This is a genomic window from Brevibacillus jepli, assembly GCF_047229145.1.
Classification (GTDB): domain Bacteria; phylum Bacillota; class Bacilli; order Brevibacillales; family Brevibacillaceae; genus Brevibacillus.
In genome coordinates, this window is the sequence record NZ_JBFEFW010000004.1 from 145994 (window position 1) to 165786 (window position 19793).

General features: G+C 48.0%; 19 protein-coding genes. 5 read left to right on the forward strand and 14 right to left on the reverse strand.

From position 1 onward, the window contains the following. Positions 1-6: 6 nt before the first annotated feature. The 4 genes from AB1L17_RS06250 to AB1L17_RS06265 are packed head-to-tail and all read right to left on the reverse strand — an operon-like array spanning position 7 to position 3121. Positions 7-480, reverse strand: a complete 474-nt coding sequence (locus tag AB1L17_RS06250; protein WP_412843759.1) for an ankyrin repeat domain-containing protein — start codon at positions 478-480, stop codon at positions 7-9. 37 nt (positions 481-517) lie between these two features. Continuing rightward, on the reverse strand, positions 518-946 hold the full coding sequence (locus AB1L17_RS06255; protein ID WP_412843758.1) for an immunity 22 family protein: 429 nt from the start codon (positions 944-946) through the stop codon (positions 518-520). Between the two features lie 27 nt (positions 947-973). Continuing rightward, positions 974-1780, reverse strand: a complete 807-nt coding sequence (locus AB1L17_RS06260; protein WP_412843757.1) for a YwqG family protein — start codon at positions 1778-1780, stop codon at positions 974-976. Positions 1781-1798: 18 nt separating this feature from the next. After that, complete coding sequence (locus AB1L17_RS06265) at positions 1799-3121, reverse strand: SMI1/KNR4 family protein (RefSeq protein WP_412843756.1); 1323 nt, start codon at positions 3119-3121, stop codon at positions 1799-1801. A 184-nt stretch (positions 3122-3305) separates the two neighbouring features. On the opposite strand from AB1L17_RS06265, the gene AB1L17_RS06270 reads away from it, so the two are divergent. From AB1L17_RS06270 to AB1L17_RS06280, 3 genes are read left to right on the forward strand one after another with little or no spacing between them, the layout of a single operon-like run. Further along, positions 3306-5006, forward strand: a complete 1701-nt coding sequence (locus AB1L17_RS06270) for a molecular chaperone HscC (protein ID WP_412843755.1) — start codon at positions 3306-3308, stop codon at positions 5004-5006. Then, positions 5006-7126 (forward strand): J domain-containing protein, encoded by a 2121-nt coding sequence (locus tag AB1L17_RS06275; RefSeq protein ID WP_412843754.1) that lies wholly within the window; start codon positions 5006-5008, stop codon positions 7124-7126. Before AB1L17_RS06270 ends, AB1L17_RS06275 begins: the two co-directional genes overlap by 1 nt. A gap of 20 nt (positions 7127-7146) precedes the next feature. Further along, positions 7147-7863 (forward strand): DUF1266 domain-containing protein, encoded by a 717-nt coding sequence (locus AB1L17_RS06280; RefSeq protein WP_412843753.1) that lies wholly within the window; start codon positions 7147-7149, stop codon positions 7861-7863. A 76-nt stretch (positions 7864-7939) separates the two neighbouring features. On the opposite strand, the gene AB1L17_RS06285 is transcribed toward AB1L17_RS06280, so the two are convergent. Beyond that, the gene (locus tag AB1L17_RS06285; RefSeq protein WP_412843752.1) at positions 7940-8506 is read right to left on the reverse strand and encodes a GNAT family N-acetyltransferase; all 567 of its coding nucleotides are present in this window, start codon (positions 8504-8506) and stop codon (positions 7940-7942) included. 203 nt (positions 8507-8709) lie between these two features. Continuing rightward, positions 8710-9774 carry an HD-GYP domain-containing protein gene (locus AB1L17_RS06290; RefSeq protein WP_412843751.1) on the reverse strand — a complete coding sequence of 355 codons (1065 nt, stop codon included), beginning with the start codon at positions 9772-9774 and terminating at the stop codon, positions 8710-8712. Between the two features lie 176 nt (positions 9775-9950). Here AB1L17_RS06290 and AB1L17_RS06295 point away from each other — a divergent pair, with 176 nt between their 5' ends. Further along, positions 9951-10442, forward strand: coding sequence for a Mov34/MPN/PAD-1 family protein (locus AB1L17_RS06295; protein ID WP_412843750.1), 492 nt, complete (start codon positions 9951-9953; stop codon positions 10440-10442). Here the strand turns inward: AB1L17_RS06295 and AB1L17_RS06300 are convergent. The 3 genes from AB1L17_RS06300 to AB1L17_RS06310 all read right to left on the reverse strand — a co-directional run bounded on the left by AB1L17_RS06300 (position 10354) and on the right by AB1L17_RS06310 (position 13624). Beyond that, the gene (locus tag AB1L17_RS06300) at positions 10354-12180 is read right to left on the reverse strand and encodes a peptidoglycan D,D-transpeptidase FtsI family protein (RefSeq protein WP_412843749.1); all 1827 of its coding nucleotides are present in this window, start codon (positions 12178-12180) and stop codon (positions 10354-10356) included. The two genes, AB1L17_RS06295 and AB1L17_RS06300, sit on opposite strands and share 89 nt — an antisense overlap. 115 nt (positions 12181-12295) lie before the next feature. Then, positions 12296-12937, reverse strand: coding sequence for a uridine kinase (udk, locus tag AB1L17_RS06305; RefSeq protein ID WP_412843748.1), 642 nt, complete (start codon positions 12935-12937; stop codon positions 12296-12298). A 51-nt stretch (positions 12938-12988) separates the two neighbouring features. Next, a complete protein-coding gene (locus tag AB1L17_RS06310; RefSeq protein ID WP_412843747.1) occupies positions 12989-13624 on the reverse strand; it encodes an O-methyltransferase in 636 nt (211 codons plus the stop codon). A 182-nt stretch (positions 13625-13806) separates the two neighbouring features. Between AB1L17_RS06310 and AB1L17_RS06315 the strand changes: the two genes are divergently transcribed. Beyond that, complete coding sequence (locus AB1L17_RS06315) at positions 13807-14571, forward strand: hypothetical protein (RefSeq protein ID WP_412843746.1); 765 nt, start codon at positions 13807-13809, stop codon at positions 14569-14571. A 116-nt stretch (positions 14572-14687) separates the two neighbouring features. On the opposite strand, the gene mltG is transcribed toward AB1L17_RS06315, so the two are convergent. From mltG to alaS, 5 genes are all read right to left on the reverse strand, one after another. Beyond that, positions 14688-15788, reverse strand: coding sequence for an endolytic transglycosylase MltG (gene mltG, locus AB1L17_RS06320; protein ID WP_412843745.1), 1101 nt, complete (start codon positions 15786-15788; stop codon positions 14688-14690). 146 nt (positions 15789-15934) lie between these two features. Next, positions 15935-16225 (reverse strand): DUF1292 domain-containing protein, encoded by a 291-nt coding sequence (locus tag AB1L17_RS06325; RefSeq protein WP_005832492.1) that lies wholly within the window; start codon positions 16223-16225, stop codon positions 15935-15937. Positions 16226-16230: 5 nt separating this feature from the next. Then, entirely contained in the window at positions 16231-16647 is a 417-nt protein-coding gene (gene ruvX, locus AB1L17_RS06330) for a Holliday junction resolvase RuvX (protein ID WP_412843744.1), read from the reverse strand. Positions 16648-16656: 9 nt separating this feature from the next. Beyond that, positions 16657-16917 carry an IreB family regulatory phosphoprotein gene (locus AB1L17_RS06335; RefSeq protein WP_007727936.1) on the reverse strand — a complete coding sequence of 87 codons (261 nt, stop codon included), beginning with the start codon at positions 16915-16917 and terminating at the stop codon, positions 16657-16659. A gap of 119 nt (positions 16918-17036) precedes the next feature. Further along, the gene (gene alaS / locus AB1L17_RS06340; protein ID WP_412843743.1) at positions 17037-19685 is read right to left on the reverse strand and encodes an alanine--tRNA ligase; all 2649 of its coding nucleotides are present in this window, start codon (positions 19683-19685) and stop codon (positions 17037-17039) included. Positions 19686-19793 lie beyond the last annotated feature (108 nt).

Consider the following 19793-nt stretch of genomic DNA (forward strand, 5'->3'; position numbering starts at 1 on the left):
TTTCCCCTATTCAAATAAAGCCATCATCTCTACGTCTTCTCTACCGCGTGCAATATCGTACGGCGTCTGCCCCGCATTGTTCTTTTGGTTGGGATTCGCGCCTTTTGCCAGCAGCACCTCTACCACATCCACACGCTCTTCTCCGTCCGCTACTTGTGTGTGTAACACCGTGCTTCCGTCGTAGGCGCTAGCATGAATGTCGGCACCGTGCGCGATAAGGATCTCAGCAACCTCTGGATAGAGCACGATATGCAGCGGAGTGATCCCCTCATCGTTTTTCGCATTCACGTCCGCACCATGTGCGATCAAATACGAAATAAGGTCTATATCATCCGTCATCACCGCTCCATGTAGTACCGAAAACTCATACTCATCCTTTTCCTGCAACAATTCCGGCTGCTTGGTGACGATCTTCCTAACGAGTTCAGTATCTCCCACTTCAGCTGCATCGAATAAATCTGCTGCAAAATCGTATGCCATCTCTTCTTCTCCTATCTTATGCGTGCTTACCTGCTACTCACCGATCCTCCGTCTCAAAAACAAGTTTTGCGAGCATGACTACTGTTGAGTCTTTCTCTTGCCCATCCTCTGTGAGCTCGAACAATTTCTCGTTAATCGAACCGTATCTCGATTCATTGCCGTACAGCAAAATAACGTGCGGATACTTGCTGATCCCCTCTGTGAGCTGTATGGGCCATTCTGTTCTGTCCAGCTTTGCATCCGTCGCATATTCGTTTTCCAAATACGCGAAAAAATACTCCCTTGCCTCTGCATCCTGTACCTCATGCACTTCAAAAAAGTCCTCGTCTACCCATTCAAGGCCCGACGCTGTTAAAAAGCCTGACGGAATCACATCCCCATCCTCGTCGTACACTGGTGTCAGAAAATCTGCTAGTTCATCGGGGGACTGCAAGGTCGTTCCCCACACCGTTACCACATGTCTCATTGATTTTCCCCCTTCTTGCCCAAACGTTTATGAGGTCTGGATGACTCCGCGAACGTTGGAAAAATCCCGTCGCTTGACATCTTCTATTCGTATGAGAAATTGCAAGAAACCGGCATCCCAAAAGCAAAAGCCCGTATTCTGATCATCTCCGAGCTCCAACAAGCACACCCAATCCTCTACCTCATCCCCGTCATCCCGCTGATGGAGGCGAGGGTCATCTCCGATTGCATAAGGATAAGAGACGAGAAGTCCATGTCCATCTGGCCACGAAGGGTCGAGATGGACATCGCTATATTGATCCGTCAGATCATCGTCATCGGAAAAAAGCTCCTCCACCTCATCGGAGCCAGCGTATGGCAGCGAGATGGTCTTCGCCCATTGCACACGGAAAGGTGCATCTGTATAAATATCGTATTCGTCAATAAAGCTCGCATTGTCCAAGTCATACTTCTGGAGGGCAGAGCTCGGTCCATCGTAATAGACGACACGCACATCGACGTCTGACGCTGTTTCCGAGTCACCGATAAAGAAATAAAGCATGCCGTGATCCGGCAATAATCGGTTGACCTCTTTCAGATCGGAACAATTGATCTGACACAGAAAGTTGTAAAGAAGACCATCCTCGCTCGGATACGCCAGGTGACTAGGCCAGTCGGGCACACCACCCATGCGGGTATTACCGATGGTAGAGTAATCATCTGGCTCCGTCGTCGCAAGAACAACACTCTCTCGCGCTAGCCGTATGATTTTCTCCTGATATTCATCCAGCTCATTCTCAGAGATCAAGGTACGCAGCCTCTTCCATTCCTCGCTCCATTGCTCGTGCACAAACATTGGTTTATGCCTCCTCGTCTAATACATTGTTGTTTCCAAGGCAGAACGGATGCGATCTACGCGCTCCTTTTCCTTCCGCAGAATGGCTTTCTCGTACGCCACATCCAACAGCCGATGGATTTCTTGCCAATCTGCTTCTCCTGCAGGCGACTCCCCATTCGCAAGCATTTTCCCCCAAGCACTTAACGCAATCTGCCGCTGTGCTTCATTCCCATCCAGCCAGCGAATCAGATCGTGCCATTGTGGACGTGACACCGCGAATAAATCATCCCAGCCTTCAATCGGGTACGCCACATGTGGCTCCATCCACAAAATGACTTCCCGGGCGCGAAAGTGATGCAAATGACTGTTGGCAGCATACCCAAGCAAGCATTCTTTTCTGGCAACGACTTCGTCCATTTCCGCTATTACTCGCTGCAAGCCCTCTTCTTCCGGCAAGCACACGGCCGTTACATAGGCTCGCAAGCTAGAACCCAGACGTTCACAATGTTCTGACTCCCATAGTGAGAGTACCCAGCTCTCTGCTTTTTTGCCTACTGTCTTGACAATAAGCTGGCACCAGGGAAGTAGGTTACTTGATGTGGTTTCCTGCTCGATGTGCTTCACCCATACATGCAAAACCTGCTCCCAATCGTACTGCGCAAAAGCCGCTTGGATACGTTCATCCTCTGCTCCATGCATTTTGGCAAACACGACCAGCTTCTCGAAATCTTGTACCGCCTCGTCCAAGGTAAGTGTCCGAAAGGCTTGCAGCCATTCCTTCCACTCTTGGGCGACTTGACCCTCGACATCCAATCCATCTTCACAGGCTAGAGCCTCATAATTCCAGCTCTCCGCCCCAATACAGCCCAGCTCCGTGACACGTTCTATGAACTCCGTGAAGCTTTTGCCGAGCAAGAGGAATTCACCTGTCTCATGCCCCCAAGAGTAAACAGGCGGGTCCTCCGCATCTGTCGACAAATCGATCAACAGCATGTCTCCATTTCCACCGACATGAAAGCTAAGATACCTTTTGTCGTCCTCGCACTCTTCATCCACGCCAAAGTAAGGCCATTCAAACGCATCGAGCGACCATCCCAAATCCCCACTGAGAGAAAAAGGGTCTAACGCCCGCGATGGCAACGACCAATTAATCTGGACTTGCCTGCTTCCCTCCTGCAAAATTTTGCGGATAGTCGGCGGGAAGCTGATCCCGAGACTTTTCTCTCGTGCCTCGATTTCGTCAAGAAGAGCTGGTGGGTCGATAATAAGCGGCCATACACGCGCACCTTGTCGCTCCATGTCCTGCATAAGTGAGTTCCACGCCTGAAACCACATTTCCATTCGCTGCTGCATTGGCATAACGACCTCTCTCGTCTGTCGTTTTTTCGTCTACTGATTCTTATTCTATTTTCTTTATCTAAAAATCTATTTCATATCCTACTAAAGCACCAATTATATCCATTTTTTTCATGGTAAAATTATCTAAAAAAACTCTAATCTTGCCGATATTAGTAGAAAAAACACGGAAATGAGGACCTTACTGATGACCACAATTGGTATTGATTTGGGCACGACGAACAGCCTAGTCGCGTACTGGACTGAGAATGGACCCGTGCTCATTCCAAACGCACTCGGGGAAACCCTGACTCCATCAGTTGTTAGCGTAGATGACAACGGCGAGGTGTTGGTTGGAAAAATCGCCAGAGAGCGTCTCTTGACTCACCCAGATCGTACTGCCTCCACTTTCAAGCGATTTATGGGGACAGAGAAGCGCTACCAGCTAGGGAGATATTCGCTATCTGCCGAAGACCTCTCATCCTTTGTGATTAAATCATTGAAGGCCGACGCAGAGGCTCATCTAGGGCACATCGTTCACGAAGCGGTTATCAGTGTGCCGGCCTATTTCAACGACACGCAGCGCAAAGCAACCAAACGAGCAGCAGAGCTGGCTGGCCTGAAAGTAGAGCGATTGATCAGCGAGCCCACTGCTGCTGCGATCTCATACGGGCTTCATCAGGAAGAATCAGAGACGCAGTTCCTCGTATTCGACTTGGGCGGCGGAACATTTGACGTATCTATTTTGGAGATGTTCGAGGGTGTGATGGAAGTAAAATCGATTGCCGGTGATAACTTTTTAGGGGGCGAAGACTTTACCGATCTGATCGCCTCTTATTTCATCGAATCTCATAAGCTGGAGATCCATTCTCTGGACAGCAAAACGCGTTCGTCCATCCACAAACAGGCTGAGCTCTGCAAGCGCGCTTTGTTTTCTGAACAAGAAGGAAAGATGAGCGTCAATATCCATGGAGAGCTCGTCGAAACAACGCTCAATCGAAATCAATTGGAAGATTTGGCGTTTCCTCTGCTGCAACGACTGCGTCAGCCTATTGAACGTACGTTGCGGGACGCCTCTATCTCACCTCGAGAGCTCGACGCAATCGTGCTCATCGGTGGCGCAACACGGATGCCGCTCATCAAGTCCGTCGTTAGCAAAATATTTGGACGCTTGCCCTATTCCCATATTAACCCTGATGAGGCTGTCGCCTTGGGTACGGCCATACAAGCAGCGCTCAAGGACCGCAACGAAGCACTGAACGAGCTGGTGTTGACGGATGTGTGCCCTTACACCCTCGGTACAGGAATTGTTCAAACCATGGCAAACGGCAAACACGAGGATGGCTATTTCTTTCCGATCATCGAACGCAATACGCCAATCCCAGTCAGCCGGGTAGAACGTCTTTACACCGTGGTCGATTTTCAACGCTCTATTCTCGTGGACGTCTATCAAGGGGAGAGCCGTCGCGTCGAACATAATCTCAAGCTGGGCGAGCTGAATGTAAAAGTTCCTCCTGCCAAAAAGGGCGAGGAGTCTATCGATGTTCGCTATACATATGACATCAACGGAATTCTCGAAGTCGAAGTTACCGTCGTATCTTCAGGGGTCAAAACGAAGGCCATCATTGAAAAAAGTCCGGGAAGCATGTCTAAAAAGGAAATCGAGGAACGTTTTCAAGCACTTCAAAACATCAAGATTCACCCCCGAGAACGAACCGAAAATCGTTTGCTCCTGGCAAAAGGTGAGCGTATGTTCGAGGAAGCCCTGGGGGAAGACCGCATGATCATTGCGAATTACTTGCGCCGTTTTGAAAGTGTTCTCTTCACACAAAATGAAAGAGACATCGCCAAAGCAGCAGAAGAATTGAAGCAGCAGCTGGAAATGTTCGAAGGGTGGAATGAGTATTAATGGGGATTTGGGAGATTCTCGGGATTGAACCGACAGACAATCCCGCCCAGATAAAGAAGGCTTATGCCAAAAAACTGAAGATCCACAATCCCGAAGTTGATCCGGAAGGCGTTCAGCGACTGCGAGAGGCGTATGACCTCGCCCTGAAGTACACGCGAAATACCAATCGGAATCGTTACATCGAAGAGAGGCCCCTACCGGTAACAAGGCAGCCGGGACAGCTGGATGAGCTGGAGGATACGGATTCTGAAGAAGAGACGTCACACCTTCAGCCGCCGAAACAGCGCTATGAACTGGCGAATACCGATTCCGAAGAAGAGACGGTTCACCTTCAGCCACCAAGACGGCTTTATGAGCTGTGGCATTCAGAACCAGTAGAAGAAGAAAAACCCAATTACGATCCACCACAACGGATCACCTTGTTTGACAGGTTTTTGGAAGAACCGCCTCAAGAGGTAGTCCCTCACGAAGAAATCTCCATTCCTCAGCGGTATGATTTCTCGGAGAACTACGATCATGCTGAGCGACCGATGAACCCAGATGAGATGGTGGAGCGCTTTTTCCGCCGTACACACAAGCTGTACGATAACTATCACGAACGTATCCAGCTCGAGAACTGGCGTGAGCTGCTCGATGACGAGGCCATGTGGAATGTAGGCTGCCATCAACTGATTGATACGCGCTTTCTTTCCTTTTTGGAAGAGCACTATCATTTGCCTTATGACGTATGGAAGCTGCTCGATTCGCATTTTCAATGGCGGGAGAAATCGGAAAAGCTCGCCAGCCAGCTCTCGGAACGCTTCGTTACTTATTTAAACGGACAGCTCAATCAGAGCTTTACCCTGCGCTACCACTCTTTTGAGAATAGCACAGACCTGGATATCGAAACTTTTCTAGAATTACGCAGCGATGCATTTTTTGCCCTCATGGAGAATGATTGGGAAACGGCACAAACCTCTTTGGCACAAGCACATGCCCTGTACGCTTTTGATCCTGATTTAATCCGATTACAGGGCGAATATTTTTTGCGAACCGGAAATAAAAACCGTGCCTTTCATACCTTTGATCAATTGATTCGTCTTGATCCGGATAACGTCGATGCCTATTTGTATCGTGCTCGCCTTCACCTCGAAAAGGGAGATCCCGCAGATGCCATACGTGATTGCGAGGAGGTCCTCTCGCGCATGCCAGAACTGTGGGAGGCTCGTAGCTTGCTTGGAAAAGGCTATCTACAGCTGGGCGAATGGGAGAAGGCCCAAGCTATCTTTCAGGAGATGCTTCAGCACAATCCCTCCGATATCGACGCGAAGATTTGCTTAACGCAGATTCAGTCGCCGTTTCGCAAGAATACCGATCCGGCTGTAAGCATGCCTGACAAAGCAGCCAGAAAAAAAATCCTGAACTCTCTCGGACTTCCTGGGAAGCTGGCGAAGTTCAAGCAATTTTGGGGTTTATACACAAGGCGCAACATTTGGACGATCATTTTCTTCCTGCTACTCCATTACGCCATGTTTGCTGTGGTAGCCGCCAAGCTGGATATGACGTCGGAGCAGATGTTTTACTCGTTGGTCAATAAGTTCCAACCGGTCTCAATTAAAACGGTAGAAGATTTGAAACAAACGCCACTCGGCTACCAGGTGGAATTTACATTAACTAAGGCTTCCTATATCAATATGCTACGCGTCTATGACAAAGAGAAGCATCCGGAACCAAAAGCCGAGTTCCTTCCCGCTCCGAAGGCTGAAGAACGTGATCTGTTAAATGCGGATACCGGCTATGTAAATGTGGGCTATCTGGATAACCAAGCGGTAATCGTCATTACCGACTACGCCCATGCCAAAGAAATACATGACAATAAATCCATTACCATGCAAGGAACGCTCAAGGCTATACCTGATGGAGAGATGCTGCCTGTAATCATGAATGCCTTGGATAAGCGCAAGCATCCATACAATGCTACACTTGTGACGGATACATATATAAATGCCAAGACTGATTTAGAAGAAAAAGGGTGGCCGGGTTCGTGGCTACTCGGCATACTCGCGATGATTTCCATGTTGTATTACATCCGTATCATTCGTGAGATTCCCAAAACTCGCAAAGCATTGACATTCCAGTAAAGGAGGAAGAGAGAAAGGAAATGACAAAAGTAAGCGAAGAAATAGAAATCGACCCAAAGCTAAAGCGCTACTTGCACGCTCTCTCCTCAGTTTGTTTGACACAGAAGCGGCTCGCCTATTATTTGGCGATTCACGCCTACCACCGCCTGCGTGATATGTTTCTAAGGGATCGACTCCATCACAGGTGGGATACGAATGATGCCGCCAAAACACAAGAGCGCTTGTCTTGGTTGCTGAATCATGGTCGAAGATCCGAATTTGATCAGCATCGTCATCGCCTCACTGCGCTCAGCGCTGCCAATCGTGTCAATTACATCGAGTCATTAAAAAAAGGCGATATCGAAACAGCCCGCCAGTTAGTCGTATATACAAATATGATCAGACTGCCCCATGCCGGAATTGCCGCCTTTGATTACGCCTGGTCCCTCATTATTTGCAAAGTTGGCGCCGATCAGTCTTATCTGCCCAAGGCTGAAGCATTAGACCGCATGCTGGCAATAGCCAAGCACATCCAATTCGCCTATTCCAGCTGGGAAGAGTTTTTCTATGCGTATGCATGCGGCAATCAGTACGACGAAGCAGGCTCTTCCAAAAACATGAGTAAAGAGACAGAAGCTCATATTTTGAAACTCCTGACAGGGAAGTACAGCCCAATCCGTGAATTTGAATGGAAGTTTGATATGACCCCTTATCTCCCCGCACCACAAGTAGAAAATCAGCCTTCATTTAACACCTAGGCCCACAAAAAAACGTTTCCCTTGGACTATTGAGGCTTGTCCAATGGGAAACGTCTTTTGTTACTGAATCGTTTTCTTATGCCTGACCGGATAACTCCTTCACCATATGGCTTAATTTATGCCCGCTTACAACAACCGTCCCGTCTTCACGATAGCCGATCGATTCATATAGCTTGCGCGCACGTGGTTTTTCTTCGTCTACTAGCAGGGCGATACGATCGTGACCTCGCTGAATTGCTTCTTGTTCAAACGCATCCAGCAGAAGCGATCCAATCCCCTTCCCTCTGCATGAAGAATCTACCGCGACAGAATCCAAATAAAATTCGTCGTCCTTCGCTTCTTTTACCAGTGTAATCGTCTCACCTGTTAAACGTTGGACATGCTCAACAAACGGACGATCGAGTGCTTCTGTTTGGCTGCCATGATAAAACAGCGCCAGTCCTACTGGTACACCACCATCCATGGCGATCACTGCGTTTTCGTAGCTGAGTCGGTTATTTTCCTTTGCAAAAAACTCTTCCATCATGCGAATCGCTTCATTCTTTTCAGTCGCACCTGTCAACGTATGTGCAATATCTCCAATGGCGTCATAAATCAAAGGCGCAGCAAAAGCTGCATCTGTTGGTTCTGCTTTGCGTATCATATGCTTCCTCCATTCGAGCAGTCCGTATTCTATTACCATTGCGCACGATTCGATTCTTTTGGGTTCTTTGTATATCATGCACCTTTTCATTGTGTCACAATCTGCCAAGCTGATCGAGCATTCCATAGAATCGTTCACAGATCAGCAACAATGAAACCGCTCTCATTTTTGGGGAGCGGTTTCACCTTTTCTTATTTTCTTCCCTAGCCGATCATTTTTTCAATCGTCAGCTTGCGCTCATGACGCAAATCCAGGAATTCGCCCATTCTTCGTACCAGCGGACGCATCGGTTCATCCTGATGGATTAAAATGACTTCTACTTCTTCCCCACTACTCAGCTTCGCCTTCGCGCCTACATATAACAATGCAATGTAGCGGACAAACTGCGCGACGATCTCAATGTTCAACGACCCGTTACAGGCTTCCTTCCACAAGAGCTGTGCCGCCTCGAATGGGGACGTCCTTCCTTTGTACACACGATCAGAACAGATCGCATCAAACATGTCAGCAATGGCGAGCACTTGACATTCGAGCGGAATGCTTTCGGCCTTTCTTTGCTCCGGATAACCGGAACCATCGAGTCGCTCGTGATGCAGCAAGGCACACAAGGCCAACAGCTCGGAGCCACCCTTCATCTCCCGGATCATTTCATAGCCGAATACGGTATGCTTCTTCATGATCGCAAATTCATCTTCGCTCAGCTTGCCTGGCTTGAGCAATATTTCCTTGGGTACACGCATTTTACCAATGTCATGTAAAAATCCGGCAGTCCCCATAAATGCCACTCGGTCTTCATCCCATTTCATTAACCGAGCAATCAGCGAACAGAGAATGCCTACATTTAACGAATGTCGGTATGTATAACTGTCTGCCCCTTCCAGTACGTACAGCGACCGGAACAAGCCCAAATGCTTCGTCGATTTTTCTGCTACATCAAAAAAGATGTCGGAAAAATGCTCAAGACTCGGTGACCCGCCAACTGTCAATTCATCAAAGAGGAGTCTCGTTTTATCGAGAGCTTGTACATAAGCAGCAACTGACTCAGAATCCGCATCTAGCTGGAATAGTTGAGAAGTTACTTGCTCACCCGTTCCCTCCGTAAGGCTCTGTATAATGTGAACCTCACGAACTCGCTGCTTTTGCAATAAAATCACATGGGCAGCCGTGATCGTCGTGTTTTGTCCTAGCAGCAGAATTCCTTGCTCGGTGTACAAATCAGCCGCCAATACTTGCCCAATTAGTGAGAGATCAACAGGTGCCAAAGGCATACGATCAACCTTTCCAGTCTCCGTCTTTTTACTCAAATTATAGAAAGGAAGAGGATGAGTTACAATCTTTTTTTCGACAGTTCATAACTTTACTGCACGCCGGGACGTTTCCCTATGCGCATACATATGATATCAGGCAAATGCTAGTGGTTTTATCAAGGAGGGACGCACGTCTCATGACGACGCTGTACATCACACCAAAAGCGTGGAAACAGATTGAGCAAGCCGTACGAAAAAAACCCTCTCTGGAAACAGGAGGGGTCATGATGGGATACCCACTTGGGGAGGATAGATGGGTTGTTACTTATGCGAGTGAACCTGGCCCAAATGCGATTCACCAGCCACATTCTATCTTTTTCGATGACACGCATCTTAATAAGCTCGTCCGCAAATTAAGCAGAAATCGACAATGGAAATACATTGGTGATTGGCACAGCCATACCGTGAAACGCCTTTCTCCCAGCAAAGGTGATAAGAGAACGATTTGGTCAAAGGCGTCCCAATCGATGTACATGTCCTCTTCTCCCCTCATGCTGATCGTCGGACTAGGAAAAAATAATCAAATAAACGCGAGAGGCTTCATCCTCGGAAATACTCTTCGCGAGGTTGGGAAGATTGAACTGTATGATCGGCAAGCTCAGCGACAGCTCGATGAAAAAGCTCCATAGCCTGGTTCTTTCCCCAGCTCGGTTGATTTTCGGCCACGACACAAATCGCATAACGAGGCTCTTCTAACGGAGCGTACCCGAGAAACCACAGATGGTTGCTTCCATTCACATCTCCGATTTGGGCAGTCCCGCTCTTGCCAGCTACCTGCCAAGCGGAATCCATCAGCATCTGTCCCGTTCCCTCGGTGACGACTTTACGCATCATTTTTCGCAGTTTGTTGGCAGTCACATAATCAATTCCATCTGATGACAGCTCCTGCTCAGGAAACGAGTGGAACGACTGGCCATTTTGGTAGGCGATCTCTTTTACCAGTCGCACCTGCGAGCTTTGACCGCCGCGCAAAATCGTTACCATCATGTTCGCTGCTTGCAAGGGGGTAATTCGTACATCCCGCTGACCGATGGCACTCTGAATCAGAACGCCCTCATCGTCGCGGGATACACCCTCTGCAAAAACTCTGCCCGGTTCTTCTCCATCCAGCTGCTTGAAGTTATGGAGTTTAAACAGCTGAGGGGTGACATGCCCTACCTGAGTGGTCAAGCCCAGCTTTTTTGCATATTCCTCCAGCTTTTCTCCCCCCACCATATTGGCGATATGCGCAATCGCGATGTTGCAGGATTGGGCATACGCTTCTTCTAGTGTTACACTGCCGTGCCCTTCTTTTTTCCAACACGAAAATTGATACTTCCCATACTCCCCTGTACACGTAAAACGGTCGATGGGTGAAACGACTCCTTCCGCCAGGGCTGCTGCTACTACCACTGTTTTATAGACAGAACCAGGCGGGAGCTGTTTAAACGTGCGATTTTTCCAGTCGCTCTTAGTTCCCGACACGTTGGTTTGATCATAGGCAGGACGGCTAACCGCTGAAAGAATATCCGCTGTCTGTACGTCCAAAACGACGATACTGCCTTCCTTTAGCCCCACCTGATCAGCGGCAGCCTCCATGCGTCGTTGGATGGCTACATCTAAGGTAGTCGTGAGCGACAATGGATAATATTGATTCGATTGCTTCGTATAACGAATATCCAGCCCTCGGAGCGGTTGTCCGTGCCCATCTACATAGTAGGACAAAACGGACGGCTCTACTCCCTGCAAAAACCGATCAAAGCTCCGCTCCAGCCCGGATGCCCCCACAGTGCTCTCGGAATTCATTTTGCCGCTGGCCCATTCATCTGGATATAGCTTCTGCACCATATTGGGATTTTTATGAATAAAGCCGATCAGATGCTTCGCCACTTCATCAGCGCGATATCGCTCTGTAACCGCTAAAGCCACAACGCCAGGAATGGCAAGTGCATTGATTTCCTCAGATTGCCGCTCAGTGAGCATCACCAGCTTGCCCGACTCCTTACGCATAAGAAGCGGTGCTTTTGCTTTTTCCATCGTCTCCGACAGCAGCTCCTTGGTCTCGCCGGTTATTTTGGCTAATCGCTCCAAGCCATCGGTTCCTTGCAAGCTCCCACGTGCCAATGGGAACAAAATCAAGGCGAGATGCTCTTCTCCGGTAAAGGCGTACCCGTTTCGATCAACGATATCACCCCGTCCGCTATGCAGCACGATGCTCTGCTGTCTTTGCTTGACTGCTGCTTTTACCAGATCTACGCCATAACGAGAAAAACGATGAGGTGATCCGAGCTGAATCCACCACAGTCGCGTGATCAGACCCAGCCATAACAAAGACATGGACAACAGTACAACAAAGTGACGTCTTTTGATTCGTCGATCCAGCTGCATCGAATTCCCTCCCTGGCTTTTTTCACCAGTATTGCCGGAATGTCCGCGCGAGAAACAAGGAGAAAAGAAAAAAGCACACCGTATGTCACGGTGCACTTCTGCTTTTACGCTATGATTATTTATTCGCGAATTGTTGCTTCTCCAACAGAATGTTGCTGATCTTTGTGGATAACAGATCCAGCGCTACCCGATTGTATCCACCTTCTGGAATAATTACGTCTGCATATCGCTTGGTCGGCTCAATAAACTGCAGATGCATAGGTCGAACGACGTTCAAGTACTGCGAAACTACGGAATCAAGGGAACGACCGCGCTCTTCTATGTCACGTACGATACGGCGTACGATACGCACGTCAGCATCCGTGTCTACAAATACCTTGATATCCATCAAGTCGCGAATCCGCTCATCCTCTAAAATCAGCATTCCTTCCAGAATGATGACATCCTTCGGGTCGACCTGGATTTGCTCCGGCTTGCGATTATGCTCCTTGAAGTCGTAGATCGGTTTTTGGATTGCTTTTCCTTGCAACAGCTCCTGCAAATGCACAAGCAACAAATCGTTGTCAAATGCGAAGGGATGGTCGTAGTTCGTCAATGCCCGTTCTTCCGGGCTCAAATGGCTTTGATCCTTGTAGTAGGAATCTTGCTCGATCATCGTTACACTATCATTTTGGAACTGGCGGTACAGCTCCTTTGCTACAGTCGTTTTACCAGAACCACTGCCTCCCGCTACCCCAATCAATACGGGGTTACCCATGCTTCATGTCCCCTTCCTCATGATGCTTTACACGTTTTCGACCCTATGTTTTTACTTCTTTTTCATACTAATGGCCAGCCCGTCTCCTACTGGAATAAATGTCGTCTCCAAATCAGGACACTCCATCAGATGTGAATTATAAGAAAGCAGCTTGTCCACCATTGGACGCTGGCGCTTGCTCGCTTCTTCAGGGGTAGCCACCAGACCTCGGAACAGGATATTGTCGCTGATTACCAAACCGCCTTCGCGTAGAAGAGGTAAATACAAATCGAGGAATGCTCGATACTGTCCTTTTGCCGCATCGATAAACAAGCAGTCAAATTGATACGACTCCGGTAGCCCTAAGGTTGCGTCACGCAGGAGTACTTCAATACGATCTGCACAACCTGCTTCTTTTATATTTGCCCGTGCTCTCACCAATCGATCTTCATCTATATCCATCGTGACAATTTGCGCTTCTGGTGCAGCTTCTGCTAGCCAAATAGTGGAATAGCCAATGGCTGTTCCCACTTCAAGAATCGCTTTGGGGCGATGCAGCAACAATAACATCCGCATAACTTGAGCGGACGGAAGCTGCACAATCGGAATATTTTCCTCTGCCGCCTCCTGCTCCAGACGCATGAGCAGCGGGGAACGCTCGGGAACCAGGCTTGACACATAGTCGTCAATTGCCGGATTGGTAATCATGATTTCACTCCTCTTTCGTTACAACCGAATTATTATAGCATACCTTGAGAAACCTTGGCTATGCCGGGCACAATGAAGCCCAAGCAAAAATTATAGACTGACTCCAATAAATGAAACCTGTTTTGAAATGATTTGGCATAAAAGCTATTTAACGTAGGTGATAATAACCAAAGGTGATAAATATGAGAAGAGAGTCTATACTGGCTTTGGTTATTTTCTTCCATGTATTATTCATTTCACAACCTGTTTTGGCTAGCACCCAACAAGTCGTTCATGATTTTGTGGAACATGTAATCAAAAATGATCAGATTACAGCAGAATCTTTCTTGATTAGTGAAATGATAAAGATTCCCGAAATTAAGAAAAGAACACAGATAGATAAGTTTGTTGTACTCCCCACACCCCAATATGAAGATACAAAAATTGTTGTTACCTACTTCAAAGGAGAGGTTGGTGGAGAGTTAATTGCGTTTATTTGGGAGCTAGTTGTAAAAAACGGTAAAATCTCACGAATAAAAGTCATTCATGATGGTACAAACCCGCTATTGGAAGAGGCAAAAATAATAAAAGAATATCAAATGAAGTTCCAGAAAAATGTGTTCGTTCCCTCAAAGATTCCATTTGAAGTAACTGGTTTTGATGGCTTTATTGATAATGATAGATTGACGTTATATTATCGAAGCGAAGCGATAAACGGGTTCCTTAAGATCTACGTTTCGCCAATAAAACGAAATCTGGAGCAATACAAAGAAGTGAATGATGAAATTAATACATTAAAAGATGGTACAAAAATTTTATTCAAAACAAATTCTCCAATCGCTTATGGAATGATGTTTCAAAAAGACGGGTTACAATATTATGTAGGAATTGGAAATAGGAAATTTTTAAAGAAATCCTTTACGAAAGAAGAATTAATTCAAATGATAGAATCTATGGATGGGAAATGAACCACAGTTCACGAGATTCCAGGTGAATCGCACCAATAAAAAGAGGATGAGAAACAACATGGGGAATGCCCCGTTGCAGTTCTCATCCTTAAATAAAGTACTACCATTATTCCAGATTAGTTACCCCTGCTTTTCTTATCATTGGCTTCATGCTCTTGCAGTGTTTTGGAGAAGTAATGCTCGGATGTACCGTCTTTTTTGGTTACGTAGAAGAAGTAATCGTGTTGAGCCGGATTCACGACTGCCTCAAGTGAAGCTCTGCCCGGATTGGCAATAGGCCCCGGTGGCAGCCCAGGATTCGTGTACGTGTTGTACGGGCTTTTCACTTTCAGATCCTCATAGGTCAGACGATCTCGTTGTTTGCCGAGAATAAACTGCACGGTCGCATCTGCCTGTAATGGCCATTTATCGCGAATCCGATTGTAGTATACACCAGCTACGAGCGGGCGTTCTTTGTCTACTGTCACTTCTCGCTCAACGATAGACGCGAGGTTGACCGCTTCATCTACTGTTAGTTTGTTTTGCTTCAGCTGTTCCGTCCACTCTGGCTTCCATTCCTTTTGAAACTGTGCCAGCATACGAGAAACGACATCATGTGCCGTAGCGTCTTTGTCTACCTCATACGTCTCCGGGAACAAATACCCTTCCAGACGGTGTTTTCGATCTGCGTGTTCTGGAATGGCAGCAACAAACGGATACTCGGGGAATTTACCTTCATTTACTTCTTTTAAAAAGGCAGCCTTCTCGACGATGCCTTCCTTATCGAGATGATCTGCGATTTGCTCCACATTCCAGCCTTCTGGAATCGTAAATCGGTTCGCATTCACCACCGTATTTCCTTCCACCATGGCAGTAAGCATCTCATCGATGGCTTGACCCGTTGTAAATTGATATTCGCCAGCCTTTAATTTTGGCGCCACGCCTTTATACTTCACGTAGTAGTTAAATACATCGGCATTTCGGATTAATCCTTGTTCTTCCAGGAGTGTACCGATTTTTTGTACGGACGAACCCGACGGAATCGTTACATTCTTCACCGTTTGTTCACCTGCAACCGGCTGTAATTGCTGGTACACGTACCAAGCTGCTCCCCCCGCAGCCAAAATGAATACCATAAACAAGGCAACCAGCCACATCACGATTCGCCCGCCGCGTCTGCGTCGATGCATCATGGGACGGTCGGGGTTAAAATCAGGCTTCGCTGACATTGGTTTCAAGCTAGAAATCCTCCCTTTAGGGTCTCTTTGTCTCCATCCCGTCTATTATACAAGAGGCTTATCCAGCTGTCACTGTATGGGTGATTTTGGCGAAAAGAGACGAAAAAGAGAGCCCGCCGGTTGCGGACCCTCTTCCCACGAATCTATTAAATTCCGTCTTTCTCCAAATCAGCAATCAAGGTTTCGAAGGTAGCTTCTACTTGCTCCCACTCTTCATCATCCTCGATTGGTTGGAGCATGTCAGTACCATCATAACGCAGGAAGTGAACCTCATACTCTTCTTCCTCTTCCTGGTCTACTGGTACGAGCACCAGATAGCTGCGGTCCTCAATATCAAAAATGTACATGATGCGGAAATCTCGCGGTTCCTCGGTACCTTCCTCGGTCAGCGCGATCACATCGCCCACTTCGAACTCTTCCATCATCTCTTCACTCATTGTGGTCACCTCGATTTCGCGTCCAAATATCCCTGCAGGATTAAAGTGGCCGCCATTTTATCTATTACTGTCTTCCGCTTTTGACGGCTGACATCAGCAGAGATCAGCATACGTTCTGCCGCCATCGTCGTCAAGCGTTCGTCCCACATGTGGACAGGAAGAGACGTGCGTTCCTCCAAAAGCTTGCCAAATGCTTGGCACATTTCAGCACGCGGGCCTATGGTTCCATTCATGTTTTTCGGCAACCCAACGACAAAAGCCCCTACTTGATACTGTGAAACTAACTCGATCAGGCGCGCAAGATCCTTTTCCTTGGATTGTCGCTTGATGGTCTCTACCCCTTGGGCAGTCCATCCCAGCTCATCGCTGACAGCTACTCCAATCGTCTTGTCACCTACATCCAATCCCATTAATCGTGTCATTGTACAGGTCTACTTGCGCTCTGACAAGTAAACGGTCACCAACTCTTCTATGATTTTGTCCCGTTCCAATTTGCCGATCAGGCTGCGCGCGTTGTTGTGGCGTGGGATAAACGCCGGGTCTCCAGAAAGCAAGTAACCGACGATCTGGGTGATCGGGTTGTATCCTTTTTCCTGCAGGGCTTTGTACACCTCTGTCAATGTTTCTTGCACATCCGCCGCATTCGCTTCCTTGGGCACCGTGAATTTCATGGTATTATCCAACGAACTCACAACCAACACCTCGATTTCCTTTGAGACTCATTTTGTAAATATTACTAGATACTCTTTCTGTATTCGACTCGGAATCAGTTTACTCCTTGTCGATTATACAAATTTCTCGTGCAATCGTACTATTTCGCTACTGCTTGACTCTTCACGAAGTCAGCTACCGCATCGAGTGCTTCCTGCAGTTTGGATGGGTCCTTACCGCCTGCTTGTGCCATATCAGGACGTCCGCCACCGCCGCCACCGCAGCGAGTTGCCACTTCCTTGATGATTTTGCCAGCGTGAACGCCCTGATCCATGAGGTCTTTGGTTACACCTGCAACGAGGTTCACCTTGTCACCGTCGACCGCACCCAACACAATCACAGCGGAGCCGAGTTTGTTTTTCAGCTCATCCACCATGCCGCGCAGGTTGTCCATATCAACAGCGGAAACACGTGCAGCCAGTACATTCATGCCTTCTACTTGCTGCAGCTTATCTGTCAACGATGCTGCTTCAATATTACCCAGCTTCGCACGCAAGGATTCGTTTTCGCGCTGTACTTCTTTCAATTGCTGTTGCAGACCTTCCACACGTGCAGGTGCTTCAGCCAGAACTGGTGCTTTGAGTGCTTGTGCCACTTCTTTGAGTGTGGTGAACTGCTGGTTCAGGAACTGATAAGCGCCACGTCCTGTGACTGCTTCGATCCTGCGTGTACCTGCACCGATTCCGCTCTCGCTAACCAGCTTGAACAGACCAATTTCAGCTGTATTGTTCACATGGCATCCACCGCACAGCTCCAAGCTGTACTCCCCAACTTTTACAACACGTACAACGTCGCCGTATTTTTCACCGAACAACGCCATCGCGCCCATAGCTTTTGCCTCAGCCAACGCTTTGTTGGCAATCTCAACACTCAGGTTTGCCCACACTTTTTCATTCACGATTGCTTCGATACGCTCCAGTTCTTCTGGCGTAATCGAGCTAATGTGCGTGAAGTCAAAACGGAGGCGCTCTGGTGCTACCAAGGAACCCGCCTGGTTTACATGCGTTCCCAGAACATCCTTCAGTGCTTGGTGCAGCAAGTGAGTCGCTGTGTGGTTTTGCGTGATAGCCAAACGTGCTTCGCGATTCACTTCCGCGCGAATCTCATCACCTTTGCGCAGAGTACCTGCTTCGACGATGACGGAATGTACATTTTGACCCATTGGTCCTTTTTGAACATCAGTCACGCGTGCTTTCACCACATCAGAAATCAGGAAGCCTTCGTCGTTGATCTGACCGCCGCTTTCTGCATAGAAAGGCGTTTGGCTCAGAACGACTTGAACGGTTTGTCCTTCTTCTGCTTCTTCTACCAATTGGTTGTCCAAAATAATCGCTTCCACTTTACCTGTTGCTACCAATTCAGTATAACCAACAAATTGGCTCGTAACCGTCAAATCAGACAATGGACCACCTTGGATTTGCATGCTGTCTACATCTTGACGTGCTGCACGTGCACGCTCACGCTGTTCTTCCATCGCTTGATCGAATCCATCGCGATCAATCGCAAGTCCTTGTTCATCAGCGAAGTCTTCGGTCAAATCAACAGGGAATCCATACGTATCGTACATTTTGAACACATCTTGACCAGACAGTTGAGTCTTGCCGCTTTCCTTGGCTGCCTTCACCATGTCAGACAGGATCGCCAGGCCATCATTCAGTGTTTCGTGGAAACGCTCTTCCTCGGCACGAATGACTTTTTCGATAAATGCACGCTTCTCAACAACCTCTGGGTAGAATTCGCCCATCATCGTGCCTACTGTCTCAGTCAAGCTGTACAGGAATGGCTTCTCTACGCCAAGCTTTTTCCCCATTCGTACGGCACGACGGAGCAAACGGCGAATGACGTAGCCACGGCCTTCATTGGATGGAAGCGCGCCATCACCGATAGCAAACACAACGGTACGTGCATGGTCAGCGATAACCTTCAGTGCTACATCCAGCTCTGGGCTAGTTTTGTACTTCACACCGGAGATTTCTGTTGTCTTTTCAATCAACGGGAACAGCAAGTCTGTCTCGAAGTTGTTGTCCACACCTTGGATGACAGATGCCATGCGCTCAAGACCCATCCCCGTATCGATGTTCTTCTTAGGCAGCGGCGTGTAAGTACCGTCTGGGTTGTGGTTGAACTGGGAGAATACCAGGTTCCACACTTCCAGATAACGCTCGTTCTCCCCGCCTGGGTACAGCTCAGGATCGTTCGGGTCGTTTCCGAATGCTTCTCCGCGGTCATAGAAAATCTCCGTATTCGGTCCGCTCGGGCCTTCTCCGATATCCCAGAAGTTACCTTCCAGTCGAATGATTCGCTCTTCAGGAACACCGATTTTCTTGCTCCACAACTCGAATGCTTCTTCGTCCTCCGGGTGAATCGTAACGGACAAGAGCTCCGGATCAAAGCCGATCCATTTTGGGCTCGTCAAAAACTCCCATGCCCATTCAATCGCTTCTTCCTTGAAATACTCACCAATCGAGAAGTTACCCAGCATTTCAAAAAAGGTATGGTGGCGAGCAGTGCGTCCTACATTTTCAATATCGTTGGTACGAATAGACTTTTGCGAGTTCGTGATGCGCGGGTTGTCCGGGATGATGCGGCCGTCAAAATATTTCTTGAGGGTCGCCACACCGCTGTTGATCCACAGAAGGGAAGGATCGTCGATTGGAACCAATGGAGCACTAGGCTCAATGCGATGTCCTTTTTCTACAAAAAAGTCGAGGAACATCTGGCGGATTTGATTGCCTGTCAGTTTCTTCATCTACATTCTCCTCTTAAAAAAATAAAAAAAGCCCCCATCCCCTCAGGGACGAGAACTGATTTTCTCGCGGTACCACCCTGCTTACAGGCTCGCTACACGTATCTGAGC